This is a genomic window from Hymenobacter sp. NBH84, assembly GCF_014217645.1.
Taxonomy (GTDB): Bacteria; Bacteroidota; Bacteroidia; order Cytophagales; family Hymenobacteraceae; genus Hymenobacter; species Hymenobacter profundi.
Map to the genome: position 1 here is coordinate 705,603 of NZ_CP043644.1, position 13,517 is coordinate 719,119.

Genomic DNA, 13,517 nt, shown 5'->3' on the forward strand with positions numbered 1-13,517 from the left:
ACCTACTTCTACATCACTCAATGCCTCCATATCAGGAGAGGCTAGCGTCGTTAGGCTACTGCAATGGCAATCTTTGCTAGTGTCGGATAATGGCGTTGCAGATAGCTTAAAAAATTCAGGAAACCCACCCATAATACACTACTAGTTTATTTGAGTTGTTTGAAGATTTAGATAGTATTCTACTTCAGTAGATAAGTTGCGTCCTAGGTATGTTATGACCTTACGTAGCTCTTGTTCTGTACACCCTAGTTTAGAGCACCACTTGGTAACCTGTTCTGGATCATCAACATTGATGAGATAAGACCATCGATAAAATCGGATTCTTTGCAAGCTTAGATTAACTGATTCAACGCGCCAACCAGCCAGAAGCCATTCTCTGGACTGTGAGGAGTAATCAAGCCACCAGGAGCTATGCTCTCGAGCTGCTCTTGGTAAAGGCTGTTTGATTAATTTCTCAATAGCATCAATCGTAGTATCAATAATATTCGTTTGCTCCTTAATATCTTCTGTTAAGAATTTAACGAATGGAATATATTTATTCTCAATAGATATGTTTGTTTTTATATCACTTGAATAAGCGACTTTTATGGGTGAAAAAATTTTGTTTATTAAAGTTTGAGTTAATGAATCTACATTAGAATAAGCCAACATTTCAGCTTCGCTTGGAACTGGAACTGACTCAGCCTCCACAGGGATAGGTTCTTCTTGCTGCGTATTCGCTTCATTTTGTGATGGTTGGTGTATAGCATACCAATCTGCACAAAAGCGCAAGCTATGACGGTCCTCAGCCGATACTTCGCCACGAAAGTGAAAGATATCATTGCGTGTATTACGGACTTCACGCATCATTTTCGACCAAGCATCTTTCTTTCTCTTACCTACTCCAAATACCTGCTCAAATTTCGGCCATTCTTTCTCCGCTAGTTGGATAAATTCCTCTAGCGTAAGATCGTCAAGGTCTCTGTCTTTTTTAGTACGAGGAGGAAAGAACTTATCGACCTTGGCAGTAATCTCATCTTGTGTAAGCTCGATGTTGTTCTCTTTACATAGAGCCTTAACAGAATTATCACCTCTTTTTCGAACATCGTCCCAAGAGCCACCTAAACCATTAATAGCATCTTGTAGCTCCTCTGGAGTATACGCAAGCTTGATATGAGATTTTAAAGTATTCTCTATGTCTTCAAGTAGCACAATATCTTCAGCTCGTTTCCGAAAGTATTGTGTAGTGTCATAGGCAGTAAGAATATTTACTAGAGTCCCGTTGCCATCTATAAGCAACACAGCGGAGGCTTTTAACAGATTATCAATTATATATAGCAAATCTTCATCTACCGTGATAGTAGGTAGCTTAATAATGGCGTCATTGACTTGTAAATCGTCAATAGAAGCACCTGAGAACCTTAACAGAGCACGTGCTATCGAGTCGCCAGTGACTATACCTAGCGGCTTCTTGTCTTTGTCAATGACTGGAAGCTGGCTAAACTCGTGCTTAATCATGAGCTTCAGGGCCTGATCGAGCGTTGTTCCAAGACTAACAGATAAAAGTTGTTGGTTCTTAACTAGTTGACCAGCAGGAATAGGCATAGTTTGCAATAAATAAGAAGCGGAAAAGCAATTAAGCAGCTTTATATCGCAAATCCTCACACGCCCGCACCATACCTGCAAATTCTGCGGCATCTGTATCTGCCTGTTGCCATGAGGTAAGAGCCTCTAACATGGCAGCATACAATTCATCCACAGAAGAGTAGGAGAGGAGAGCGGCGAGCTGTGCGGCTGCTACCGGGTCGCGTGGGTTAGGAACTCTATCTTCAAACACCAGTACCAGATTACGGGCGTTTCGAAGATTCTTTAAATGCTGATTGCGACGATCTAACAACTCTACACGGTTTAGGTCATACGCATTGATGCTCTTCTGCCCACGCTCAGTGAGAGCTACTGCGGCAAAATCCCGGAACGTAAGATGCGGCGTTGGATCCTCGGTGGCAAGGTCGAGGAGGTAGGGCTGCTCCTGGGCAATGTCGTGGTGATGGTCGATGGCTCGGCCTTGCGAATGGTTGAGCAGCGGGAAGTAGTTCTTCTTGGCTTGCTGATTGCAGCGCTGACAGGAGAAATACAGGTTTTCCCAACTGTAAGCCAGCCAGTAGTAGCCGGGCTTTATCAGCCTGCTGCTACGGGTTTGCTGATAACCGGCTTTCGGGCGAAAGTGCTCTACATCGCCGTAGCTCGTAGCTGTGAAGCATGACTCGCAGTAGCAGCATTTGCTGTACTGGTCTTGCTTGAGTTGCTGCTTTACGGTGGGGTGCTTATAAATGCCGGCATCTATTGCCAATACCGTGTTGCGAGGAACCCGGCAACTAGCTGGGTTCGCATCATAGGTGGCTTCTAACGTAGCTCGGTGGGTGGCACCAGTAGTGGTGAGCACGGTGGGTATAGTTGTGCTCTTCGTAATCTGAATCATATAACGAAATAGCGGGGTAGGTTCTACTTCCCAAGCTTGCGGGCCAACTCTTCTAATAAAGCTTCGCGGCTGCGTTCTACCTTCGTTTCACCGCTGGGCTGACTGTGCGCGAAGCTGTTTAGGTCTTCTAGCTCTATCTGTTCCTTCTTCGTGAGGCGTGCCTTACTTAACAGCTCAGCCCGGCGCTTTAACTGGTTTTCCGTATTGATAGAGCGGGCCGTATCGAGACCAAATAGGTCACTAGTTAAGATTTGATCGATGCGCCAGTTTTGTACTTGCTGCACATCACTTCTCACCACTACTTGGTCGCCTTCGCGTTCCAATAGCACAATGTTGGCTCCAGCATCTGCGGCAGCTTGCACTACTAATGGGCTATGGGCGGTGGCAATAAACTGGGTATTAGGAAAGGTTCTGCTCAGAAAGCCTATAAGCTCGCGTTGCCATTCAGGGTGCAAGTGCAGGTCTATCTCATCTACTAACACAATGGCTGGCTCAGCTAGCGGATTAGGACTAGTTGGGTAACGCTCAAATAAGCGGCTCGCTAGATCTGTAAGCCAGACAGTAAGAGTCTGATAGCCTAAGCTCATTTCCGAGAGACGTACCCAACCATATGGAGTATATAGCTGAAGTTCTTGACGTGGGCTCTCAGGACGCCCTACAGAAGTGATTTTTAAATCAGTTACATCGGGTAAAACATCCAGAAGAGCTTGTTTTACCCGATCATAATAACTTGAAATGAGAGTGTTATCAGGCTGTAATTTAGAGTTAATAAAAAATTGAAGGAACCACTCCTCTGGGTTCATTAGGTTTGCTTTGTCATCAAACAGACTTATGCATGTGTCATTTGTATTCTGAGACTCGCTTAATGATGTTGTTCCAGTTGTTCTACCAGCGCCATATCCATAGCAAATTAATCCAGCCTCGTCTATTGTATATAAACTAGCAGTAAGCTGGTTACGAATTTTTGCAGTGAGTTGCTTTTGGAGGATTTTGCTTGCGAATCGTGCTTTAGTAACGAGATTTATTCCTATGCGTCCTAATACTTCTATCTTAGCTAACTTTTCGCCATCATGACGTATTGGCGACCATTTAGTAAGCAATCGAAGAAAGCTGACTTGGTATCTACCTAATCGTGTTGCTTCTTCTAAGGATAATTCTTCTTCCGAAGTTTGACCGTCATATATTGGAGAAATAGCAGCTAATGATTTCAATATAGTTGTCTTCCCAACTCCATTATTACCTAAAATAATGGTCCATTGAGTTGGAATACCTCCTTGCGTAAAAGAAATAGTTTGCTTATCTCCAAAGCTGCGCACGTTCTCCAAGCTCAGCGAGAGAAAGTAAGCTGGAGGTGAGGTATGACGTTCGTTGCTCATTGTGTGAATGTAAACAGCGTATTAGAATCAAAAATAATACAAGCGTTCTGAAAGCATAAAGGCCTCACTAATGCTAGTGAGGCCTTTTTTCGTATATAAGCTTACTATGGTTGTTCTGTAAACTTCGCAACTATCTCAGCTTCTACTGTTACTGGATCTATTAGACATTGCCGGTATATGCTTTCCGAAAACTCTACAGGCTCTGGAGGCGGAACCTCAGATAGCCCATTTTCTATCAAGGAGGGAATTAAAAGCTTAGCCACTTTTTTTCTCAGTGTTTGTAGCTTTTGACTTTCTGCATGATCTTTTCCTGCAATGTTATTACCCTCCGGGTCACAGACATGAAGTTCAAAATGCCAATAGTTGCATACTGTAGGAGCATGTTTTATTGAACACTTATATTCTTTCCCATCTACTGTAAACTTTCTACCATGCAGCCACTTGATCGATATACGCCAATAGCCTGGCTGAGCTTCACAATAGTATTCTTGTTCACTAGGTACTCTCCCCTCCTCTCCTGTCTGCCATTCCTTGTGTACTTCCGCAGAATTGGTAATTCCTTTTATTGGCCACCATGCTGTGTCTTCTCCCTGAAATAGGCCAAACAAGCTAAGAGACAAGTTCTTAGTTAAATGGTCTGTTTGTGGTTTAGTGATTATATTATTAGTAAGCTTGCCATTATCAGTGCGAGGGTGAACCGCTTCTTTGTCATGGCGTAGTAACCAGTGATCAGCTAAATTTAATACGGCAGTATCATTCAATAAAATATAATCTTCCTTGGGTAGGATATGTGTTGGATAATTATGGTCAGGCATTGCTATTTACGCTACTAGTTCTTTTTGATTTAGTTGTGTGTCTAACGTATCGCTTAATTGATTGAAGGCACAGCTTACATTCCATAATTCTTCCTTATTATGGAATAAAGCTAAAAAGGTATTGTCTTCTGGATCAGAGTCTTCACCGAAAGTAATGCTAACATGGAGATTATGACCGTCAGGCATTTCCGCACGCATATATAGATCATGGTCATACGTAAGTTCGACCACAAGTCTAGTAGGTTTGAATTCTCTAAGGATAAGTAATAAATCCTCTGCTTTTTGCATAACCTGATCCTCCTGTATCCCTTCGAAATAAGCTTCCATAGTAGTCCATTGACTTTTCAGGTCGCTAAGAGGCTTCTGAATATTTATATCGGAGGCTGCCACGGTTTCAGGTATAAATGGATTCAAAGGGTGGTGCATATCTGCACTCGTTGTGTAGTACTCTCTCATCGTTTGTTTAGAGAGGTATTTAGTACTGGGTGCCATGGGAGGAAGGCCTTCACGAGCTTCAATCCAAGGTTGCTCACGATGAGTCTGGTTTTTCAACCACTCAGCAGTTTGGGGCATATAAGATTCTAAAATCGTCTCTAATATTCGTTCCTGCTCAACTAGTTCTCCAGAAGTGAATGCAATTGGAGAAATAGGTAGCCTGGCTACACTAGGTCGTGAAACAGGTGCGACAATTGGAGCTGCCTTCAAATGGCTGTATTTGTGATATACATCTGTATACACAGGGCCATGCATCCAAGCTTGTGGTACATCGTCAAACAGATCGTCATCAGAAATCGCTAAACTCCATGCTTGCAGATAATAGAGGATCTTCTGTAGCTTCATATTTGTCAAATCAAAGCCATTCTCTTTAGCATATTCGATCACAAAGTCGACATACGCTTGGATGTTGCGAGGTAGCATGATATTGTCTGTTAAGAAGTTATGATTGTAATTTTAACGCGGGGTGCAAAGGTACTGCAAAACCATATGTATATACGTAAGATTCCTCCTTATTAGCAAATAATAATAATAAAATTGCCAAAAATTACATGAATAGCACTGCCCTTGATGCATTGCTAACTTTGTTAGCTTAAGATATATAGCCGCTTTGAAATTGCATATAAAGTTGCCAAAGTGTTTGAGACTATTATAGCAACTGGTCCAGTACGGTTGTTTTCAACTACTTCTTCAACTGCATCTCCAGCAACTGGATGATACGCTCTTTGTCTTGGAGTTGACTTGTTAGTTGTTCTATTCTCTCCCGAGCCAATCTTAAATCCTTTTCACAGTCAGCTACTGTACCATAATTCATTGTCGCTATACCATGATTAGTGCCTATTGCATTACCCTTTGCAAGTGATACACCTTTTTTTGATGTATTTGTACTGTCTTTGACTTCTATAAGTAGTACCTGTGACCCATGGTGGAGTATTAAATCCCAGGCTTCAGCCGGTGCAGATTGAATACCATGCTTAACTCTATTTATAAAGTCAGGATGCCTACCTAATTGTATACTCATAGCCCTTTCTGAGTCTATACTTAACTCTTCCATTAATTTATGGACCGCGTCTATAAAACGCTGGTCCATTTCTGTCTTGGGCTTCTTCTCTGTTTCCAAAATTATTTCACACTGAATACGTGTGTGTTATGCATGGTTACGCTAAAATTTAGTGCACATTTATTGTGTGTACACATTATAATAGAGTATGTTTGTGTTGTACCGCTCGCAAGTAACTATGCTTGAGGCGAAACCTGCCAAACACGATGAAACGTCCAACCTCCGAGCAGCAACAGTATGTCATTGAAGAGACAGATGCGGTTGCTACTCTCTTCTGTGAGCTAGGCTACGAGGTTCGCACCTATGTATTTGAGAATGATGGCTATGGTAGTGTGCATACAGTGTGGGAAGGAGCGAAAGAAGCTGGAAGAGGCAAGCAGGTCTTCATAATAGATTACAAGCATGATGAAGTGGAAGGAACCAGAACCATGGAGTTGCAATCCCGCCAAGGAGATTACACCGTGCGCACTGGGCTTTTCCGAGTGCAAAGTGTAGAGCAAGTACGCTTTCTATTAGAGTCGTGGGAAGTACTTATTGTAGCTCGGGAGGCAGTTTCAAGTCTTGTAGAAAAAGCAGCGTACCCAGGACGAGATCATAGGCCAAAGCCCATCGCATACCTTACTCGCTCGGCTCACCGGCAGGTTGCAGAGCCTGCGTCACCTGCTGCATCGAGCGAAGATGCTGTGGCACCTCTGGCTGTAGATGAGGCGGCAAATGCTCTACCGGCCATCTCTCCAATAGTCGAAGAGACGCCTGAGTAGCCATATATACCACTCGCCACCCTTTCCGAGAATCAGCCTCCGCATAGGTAAGCTTCTGCTCGTGGGTAGCCAGCGCCTTATAGTCTTGCCAGAGCGCCATAGCAGGGTATTCTAAAAGCATACATACACCTCAAACATACACTTTTCCTATGACTGAGAAGCAGAAATACTTCGCTTTGCAGGCGCTCGTCTGCGAAGAATTACCGCCCTACGCCGTGGATATGGCGATTCGGGCTGGCTACGGAAAGCAGTACGAGTCTGCTTCGCGGCGACTTGCGCACGTGAAGCAGGGCAAGGTGGCCAACCTAGCCGACCTGCTGGCCTTAGTGCAGCATTCCATGCCGCGCTTCAATGTGCCTGAGTACTTGTTACCTGCCACTGCTACTGAACCTGACTTATTTCCAACCGCTTAACCTCATCAGTTCACTCTCATCTCTCTCCCTATGCATCTCAATACTGACATTGAGGAACCGCAGCGCCGCCCGTGCCTGCGCGATTTAGCCACCCTCACGGCCACGCTGCTACCCCCGGCGCTGGTGATGCTCGCGCCGCTGCCGGAGCTAGAGCGCCGCTGCCGCGAAATAGACGCTACCCACCCGCAGTACCGCGAAGAAACACCCCTCGTGATTGCCTACGAGCACCGGCGCCGCGGCCAGCTCAGTGGCGCGCTGCGCCTGGTAGGTCAGCCAGAACAAGTTGCCTAGCCCATATCGCTATTTCTTATGGCTACGCCCAAGTTCTCCCCTCCCATCTCCCTCACCGACGCCCGCACCGGCAAGCGCCTGCGCGTGCAGCAACTGCCGGTAGGGGCGGCCCTGGTGCCCGCCCCGCAGCCCATTCTGGGCTACACCTACCAGCGCGGCCACCTCACCGTGTATGTGAGCGGCCCCATGCCCCCGGCACTGCGCACGGCCCAGCAGGAGGGCACCACCGATCAGGAAGTATTGCTGGTGGACGAGTTGCCGGCCGGTATCCAGGAAATCGACTGGACCGACTGCCGCCGCGAGTTCCGCCTGCTCTTACCCGACGCCGCCTAAGTTTTCATCTGCCACTCCCTACCCCTCGCAGCCATGAACGCCAATGATATTGCCACCAAGGGCGATTTAGAAGCGCTATTGCTGAAGATGCAGCAGCTCCTCCAAACCACCTTGCCCGCGCCCGCCCTCCCCGACGACTACCTCACCATTGACGAGGTAGCCGAGCTGACGCGCTTCAACCGCAAGACCGTGGCCAAGTGGATCAGCGAGGGCAAGTACGACCAGCGCGGCAAGCTTATCCACCTGTTCACGCTGGAATTCGCGCCCGGCAAGCCCCACATTCCGCGCTCGGCCCTCATTGCCTTCGGCCAGGCCATCGGCTTCGACACCAAGCAGCTCACCCAGCCGCCGCCCCTGCGGCTGGCCTCTTAACCGCATTTCTCATTCAGTTCACTCACTTCTCTCGCCCTATGGATCCCAACACGCTCACCATCGACCAGCTTATGCAGCTCACCGCCGATCAGCTTCGCCGTGTCATTCTCGCTTGCGGCCTGCGCATCAACGCCATCCGCCTGGTCATCAGCCAGGATCAGGCGCTGGATACCGTCTTGTCTGAGGACTGGCGCAGCATTGCCGCCGTGCGCAAAACCCTCTACGCCCGCCTCTATGACTTGGAAGCCGATACGATGTACCTCGCCCATGCTGCCTAATCCGCCCATCACCGTGTACACCGCCGACCGGGCGGTGCGGCCGCTGCTCGCCTTCGTGGAGCTGCTGGCCATGCAACTGCACCAGCCCGTGCAGCTGCTCCCCCTCTCCGCGCTACCCCCGCCCGACCGCCACCAGCGCCAGCAGAAGAAAACCGAGTTGCTGGCTCTGCGCGGCGAGCTGGCCCAGGTGCGCTACCTGCTCGCGCAGGCCGAAACCCGCCCTCACGACTACCCCCGCTACCTGGTGCTGCTGCGCGAGGACGAACAGCGCTACCAGCAAGCCATTGCCCGGCTAGAGCAGCAGCTAGCCGAGTTGTAAGCCATTTCCCACCCCGTACACCTACTGCGCAACTGACGGCTGGAAAGACAGCAACCGCTCCCGCTGGCGCCTAGAAGCCAGCCCACTCGCTCTGGGTGGGAAACAGGGTAGGGGCCGGCGCGAGCCGGCCGGGAGCACACAGGGCCTGCACACTGCGTGTTGGTTCGCTGGTGGGCGCGCTGCGCATTCCGTGCCGCTCGCCAGCATTTTCTTTTCTGCTCTTCCTTTCTAACACCCCCACCGGATGTTGCCGCTTCCGTATTCCCAAAATCAAGCGTATGGACTTTTCCGAGCCCATTTGAACGCTATCCAGAAAAAGCTTCAGCCCGTGCTGCGCACCCGCACCCGCAAGGGCGTGAAAACGCAGTACCTGGTGCCGCCCAAAGCCGTCAGCGACGGCGCCCAGGCCACCGGCCGGGTGCTGCTCAAGTGGCAGCTCGAAGCCATCAGCGAAGCCCGGCAGGTGCCGTTTCTGCGCCTTCAGGTAGCTACCGATGCCGCGCCTACGCCGCCCCCAGTGGCTACCAACTGCGAGGAGCTGGCGCGCTACCGCAACGTGTCGGGCCGCACCATCCGCAACCACCTGCGCGAGCTGGAAACCTGCGGCGTGATTGTGCGCCGCAAGTTTCGCGGCACCCACGCCGACTTTGAGCTGTGGCTGAGTACAAAACTGCTCTGGAAAACAGACTCTGCGGCCCTCCAGCCCATGCCAGTAGAAGAAAGTACACTCGCCGAGCAGGCTGAGGTTGTGCTACCCAGCGGTACAAACTTTCCGCTTATTGAAGGACTAGAAAAACAGTATAAAGAGGAAATTGAAATCGGTCCTGTGGATAAGTTAGTATCTGACGCGGCCGGTTCCTCATTGACTGGCAACACAGGGCCGCGGCACACCCCAAAGCCGACCGAAAACGGCCCCCACGCGGCCCTAAAGGCCCCCAGCGCCGAAAAAGAAAGCGAAAAGCCGGGGGGCGCGGCGGCCCCAGCCCATGTGGAAAAGCCCCAGTGGTTATCCACGTGCCGCGAAATGGCCGCCGAATTCTACCAAAAAGCGCTGCGCGTACTCTACGCCCGGTGCTCATATTCTGAGCAGGAGCACCGCCAAATCAAGCTGGCAATCTGGCAGGGCGTCTACCACGGCTTCGGGGCGCAGCTCACGCCCCGCCAGTGGCACACCTACCACGACCAAGCCCTGGAGCGCCTGGACCTCGCCGCCGGCTACTTCCGCCGCCACCCCGATAAGTTTGCCCCCAAGCCCTACGCCGAGTTTGTGCTGGGCACCGGCTACTTCGACTACGACAACCAGCGCGGCTTCGTAGGCACCCTCGACTGGCACGCCAAGCAGCTGGCCCGCAACCACCAGCGCGACGTGCTGAAGGCCCTGCGCCGCGCCCGCCGCGAAATGCGCGCCCACCGCCTGCGCCAGGCCCCGGAGCGCGTGCAGCAGATGACGCCCCTGCAACTCTACCGCTACCACGAAAATAAGCTGCGCCAACTCGGCGCGGCCGCCCTGCGCGAGTTCCACGCCCAGGTAGCCGCGCCCCGCGCCTAAGTATCAGTTCACTCTCTTTTCTCACGCACAATGGCTTACACCCGAAGCGCCTCGGCGCAAAGACTCATCGACGCCGCTCACACCAAACTGCTCTGCTACTACCACGACGGCAACACGCGCACCTGGTGGGGACGCTCTGCCCTTCCTGACAACCGCCGCGCCGCCAATCCCTACGCCATCGAGCTGAAGCGCCACCAGCGCTACGTGAAGAAGGAAGCCGCCAGCATCAAGGTGGCCATCATCTACGACAAGCGCACCGGCCACGAGCTGCACCGCTTCTCAAAAGGCAACTGGGCATGAGGCTACCACTACTCGACCAGACTGTGGAGCTGGAACGGGGCGAGGCCCTACTGCTGGCCCACGCCGTGGAGCGGTTTCTGGCCAGCGTGGCCATCAGCCCGCAGATGCACTGGCAAACCGCTTTTGTGCTCAAGCCTCTCGCGCGCCTGCTCACCCGCCTACGGCGCCGGCACCAGGCAGAGCTACCCCAAGCGCCCCGGCCCGGCAAGCGGCCCCGCCCCAGCCGCGTGCGCCTGGAGTACGACGAGCTGGTGGCCGTGCGCCTCTACTACCTGCATCTGCTGGAGCAGTTGCCCCAGGCCCCGCAGCTGCCGGTGGTGCTAGGCCGGTTTCACCAGAAGTCGTGCAACCTGGAAACGCACATTTGGCTGCCGAAATAAGCTTTGTGCGCATTTTGTCACACAAAGCGCTCATAACGTTTGCTGAGGTCCCTTTAATTAATGTTACGAGCTACTGTCTGCTATTCCAACCGTTGGTTAAAGTGATGTGCCACGCTTCAAACGAGGACGTAAATTGTAGCCTGCTAACTTGAGCGCAAGTGGAGAAACAGCTACTTCTGCTAGAAAGGCGGGCAGTAAGATAGGCCCCAGCATTATATCTTGGTGAGTAAAGAGAGACCAGTACCTCCATCCTAAAATGGTAAGGAGGATGGCAAGGAGGCGTGAGCCAATTATAAGTGCTAACACAGCCAATGTCTTTTGACGAAAACCACGGTTCAGATGAAGTATAATGGTTTGATATATAAGGCCTAATCCGTAGCAAAAGGATCCTAAAAACAAAACTACAGCTAAGAATTCGTTCATGGTTATAGAGTGTTCCATCGCGTCTATAGCTGGAAGTAAAAGTGGTCTCCTTCTCACTAAAGTACTACGCCAGCCGCATTAAACAGCAAGCCCAAAAACCACCACTTTTCCAAGGCTTGTCCGAGAACTAACATTACGTTAAGCAACTTTTCCGTGGAGTGTGTGGCCGAGGATGTGCTTTGCCAAAGCTCTTTTAATCCTATTAACAGCCCAGGGCTTGAGAATACTTCTTCATACCACAGTACGTCTGTTGGCAGAGAGATAATCAAAGGGTGCCTCATCAAACTTCTCCTCTAATGCCTCTAAACCATAGCTTCTCTTGAAGTCTCGTTCTGCCTTCGTGATGGGTAGTAGCCAGTAGCACGACACGCGTTTCTGGTCGAGCGGCATTTCTTCCAATGCTGGACCATCCAGATAAGGAAGTGAGATCAAGCCATAGGAGCACGTAGACCCTGCTTGCCACGGAATGCCAAAGTTGATGGTATGGCCAAGATCAAGGGGCTGTTCGGTTTGATGATAATGCGCTACGGCCGTCAGCAGATCAACCAGTTGCTCACATTGCATAGCAGAGAACAAGTGCAGTTCAATGGGACGCTCCATTTGTAGCGATGACATCCCACAAGTGGCATAGGTCCACATGGTGCGCACAGCAGAAGGCGGAAACTCTAAAACGCTAAAGTCTGCGCCAATCTGATGAATGAATTGTTTGCGGGTATGCAGGCTCACAGGTTGTCCTTGCCAATGACTACCATAATGGGACCTAAGGGCACTCTGATAAGGGGGCATCGACGAAGGGAAAGAAAGTTAATAGTGAGGTAAGAAGTGCTTTGTCGTATAAGTAAAGATTATCCTATGTATCGGAACAGTATTCTACTTTCTTCCTTGATCATCTTATTCGGAGTATGCAAGCCAACCTATGGCCAAACGCAGCCGAAAGGCGTCTTTTCTGACCCGGACGAAATGCGTTTAGCGGATCCTCGCTCGCTACGTCATGTGTTGCAGCACGCGTTATCGCAAGCACAACAAGCGGATCTGTGTCGCCGGGGTCGCGGGTTTATTGGCTTGACCTGCCAGGTAGACAGCAGCGGACGTATCGAGCGCATCATCGCGGTGAAGCTTCACCAGGCTGCGCAAACCGTTCCCCCTAGTGTGCTGCAAAAGCTAACGGAGCAGATTCAACGACGGATAGTGTTCCATGTTCCCATTCAGGATAAATTCGCTCAGATGAGCAAGTTTAGACGGCCGAGCGTGATGATTCCCTTACAGATGTTCTGCCAATGAGTATATCAGCCATTAGACATAATGCAGAGGTTATTTAGTCCGATAAGTCCGATTACGTTAAGTAGGACTTTTCGAGATGACGCTGCACTAACTTCAAAAACGTGATTGAAGGCACTATACCAAAGTATTACGATTCATACCCCATGTTATCGAGCTCCATCCGTTGCGTGACAAAAGCAGTCCAATTTTCGAAGAAATTAGTTTGTGGATATGTACTATCGCCTCGGCGAGTCCAGCCTAAATGAACGACGGCAAAGCGCTGGTCAGGTAATTGGTAAAGCACATCATCTGTACCACCGTTTTTACCGATTGGTAAGGCCGGAATCCCATACAACGGATGCAGAGGCGTTAGTTCTTGCTGGAGCTGCTGGTGAAAAGTCTTTGCCGAACCTTCCGGTAAAGCAGCCCAAGGCGCTAGCCATGAATAAACCATTGTATTCTTATGTCTAAAAATTCCGTTGCTGTAAAGTAGCTCAAAGATCACGTGAAAGCTGTGTCCAGAAAACGGTACGAAAAACGGCCCTGAAAAACAGTGTTTTCGGGGCCGTTTGGCTGGGTGATGAAAGTGTCCAGAAAACGTTTCTAATTTGAACACACTAGTCAATACATGCAT

General features: G+C 49.9%; 18 protein-coding genes. 10 read left to right on the forward strand and 8 right to left on the reverse strand.

The annotated features are described in order from the left end of the window. Positions 1–141: 141 nt before the first annotated feature. From F1C16_RS02970 to F1C16_RS02995, 6 genes are all read right to left on the reverse strand, one after another. Positions 142–1,584: a CBS domain-containing protein gene (locus tag F1C16_RS02970; protein WP_185282887.1), complete on the reverse strand. Its 1,443-nt coding sequence runs from the start codon at positions 1,582–1,584 to the stop codon at positions 142–144. 31 nt (positions 1,585–1,615) lie between these two features. After that, positions 1,616–2,458 carry a hypothetical protein gene (locus F1C16_RS02975; protein ID WP_185282888.1) on the reverse strand — a complete coding sequence of 281 codons (843 nt, stop codon included), beginning with the start codon at positions 2,456–2,458 and terminating at the stop codon, positions 1,616–1,618. Positions 2,459–2,481: 23 nt separating this feature from the next. Beyond that, positions 2,482–3,834 (reverse strand): AAA family ATPase, encoded by a 1,353-nt coding sequence (locus tag F1C16_RS02980; protein ID WP_185282889.1) that lies wholly within the window; start codon positions 3,832–3,834, stop codon positions 2,482–2,484. Between the two features lie 104 nt (positions 3,835–3,938). Then, entirely contained in the window at positions 3,939–4,649 is a 711-nt protein-coding gene (locus tag F1C16_RS02985; RefSeq protein WP_185282890.1) for a hypothetical protein, read from the reverse strand. Between the two features lie 6 nt (positions 4,650–4,655). Beyond that, positions 4,656–5,567, reverse strand: a complete 912-nt coding sequence (locus F1C16_RS02990; RefSeq protein ID WP_185282891.1) for a Panacea domain-containing protein — start codon at positions 5,565–5,567, stop codon at positions 4,656–4,658. A 259-nt stretch (positions 5,568–5,826) separates the two neighbouring features. Next, a complete protein-coding gene (locus F1C16_RS02995) occupies positions 5,827–6,264 on the reverse strand; it encodes a hypothetical protein (RefSeq protein ID WP_185282892.1) in 438 nt (145 codons plus the stop codon). Positions 6,265–6,410: 146 nt separating this feature from the next. Here F1C16_RS02995 and F1C16_RS03000 point away from each other — a divergent pair, with 146 nt between their 5' ends. From F1C16_RS03000 to F1C16_RS03045, 10 genes are all read left to right on the forward strand, one after another. After that, positions 6,411–6,965, forward strand: a complete 555-nt coding sequence (locus F1C16_RS03000) for a hypothetical protein (protein WP_185282893.1) — start codon at positions 6,411–6,413, stop codon at positions 6,963–6,965. A gap of 149 nt (positions 6,966–7,114) precedes the next feature. Further along, on the forward strand, positions 7,115–7,378 hold the full coding sequence (locus F1C16_RS03005) for a hypothetical protein (RefSeq protein WP_185282894.1): 264 nt from the start codon (positions 7,115–7,117) through the stop codon (positions 7,376–7,378). A 30-nt stretch (positions 7,379–7,408) separates the two neighbouring features. Then, the gene (locus F1C16_RS03010; RefSeq protein ID WP_185282895.1) at positions 7,409–7,669 is read left to right on the forward strand and encodes a hypothetical protein; all 261 of its coding nucleotides are present in this window, start codon (positions 7,409–7,411) and stop codon (positions 7,667–7,669) included. 18 nt (positions 7,670–7,687) lie between these two features. Beyond that, the gene (locus tag F1C16_RS03015) at positions 7,688–8,002 is read left to right on the forward strand and encodes a hypothetical protein (protein WP_185282896.1); all 315 of its coding nucleotides are present in this window, start codon (positions 7,688–7,690) and stop codon (positions 8,000–8,002) included. Positions 8,003–8,035: 33 nt separating this feature from the next. Next, a complete protein-coding gene (locus F1C16_RS03020) occupies positions 8,036–8,374 on the forward strand; it encodes an AlpA family transcriptional regulator (RefSeq protein WP_185282897.1) in 339 nt (112 codons plus the stop codon). Between the two features lie 38 nt (positions 8,375–8,412). Next, positions 8,413–8,652 carry a hypothetical protein gene (locus F1C16_RS03025; RefSeq protein ID WP_185282898.1) on the forward strand — a complete coding sequence of 80 codons (240 nt, stop codon included), beginning with the start codon at positions 8,413–8,415 and terminating at the stop codon, positions 8,650–8,652. After that, positions 8,642–8,971, forward strand: coding sequence for a hypothetical protein (locus tag F1C16_RS03030; protein WP_185282899.1), 330 nt, complete (start codon positions 8,642–8,644; stop codon positions 8,969–8,971). The genes F1C16_RS03025 and F1C16_RS03030 overlap by 11 nt, the downstream gene beginning before the upstream one ends. Positions 8,972–9,269: 298 nt before the next feature. Then, complete coding sequence (locus tag F1C16_RS03035; protein ID WP_185282900.1) at positions 9,270–10,520, forward strand: HTH domain-containing protein; 1,251 nt, start codon at positions 9,270–9,272, stop codon at positions 10,518–10,520. A gap of 30 nt (positions 10,521–10,550) precedes the next feature. Continuing rightward, positions 10,551–10,820 (forward strand): hypothetical protein, encoded by a 270-nt coding sequence (locus F1C16_RS03040; RefSeq protein ID WP_185282901.1) that lies wholly within the window; start codon positions 10,551–10,553, stop codon positions 10,818–10,820. After that, on the forward strand, positions 10,817–11,200 hold the full coding sequence (locus F1C16_RS03045) for a hypothetical protein (protein ID WP_185282902.1): 384 nt from the start codon (positions 10,817–10,819) through the stop codon (positions 11,198–11,200). The genes F1C16_RS03040 and F1C16_RS03045 overlap by 4 nt, the downstream gene beginning before the upstream one ends. Positions 11,201–11,854: 654 nt before the next feature. On the opposite strand, the gene F1C16_RS03050 is transcribed toward F1C16_RS03045, so the two are convergent. Together F1C16_RS03050 and F1C16_RS03055 are read right to left on the reverse strand one after the other, a co-directional pair. Further along, positions 11,855–12,349 carry a suppressor of fused domain protein gene (locus F1C16_RS03050; protein WP_185282903.1) on the reverse strand — a complete coding sequence of 165 codons (495 nt, stop codon included), beginning with the start codon at positions 12,347–12,349 and terminating at the stop codon, positions 11,855–11,857. Positions 12,350–13,031: 682 nt separating this feature from the next. Continuing rightward, complete coding sequence (locus tag F1C16_RS03055) at positions 13,032–13,517, reverse strand: hypothetical protein (protein WP_185282904.1); 486 nt, start codon at positions 13,515–13,517, stop codon at positions 13,032–13,034.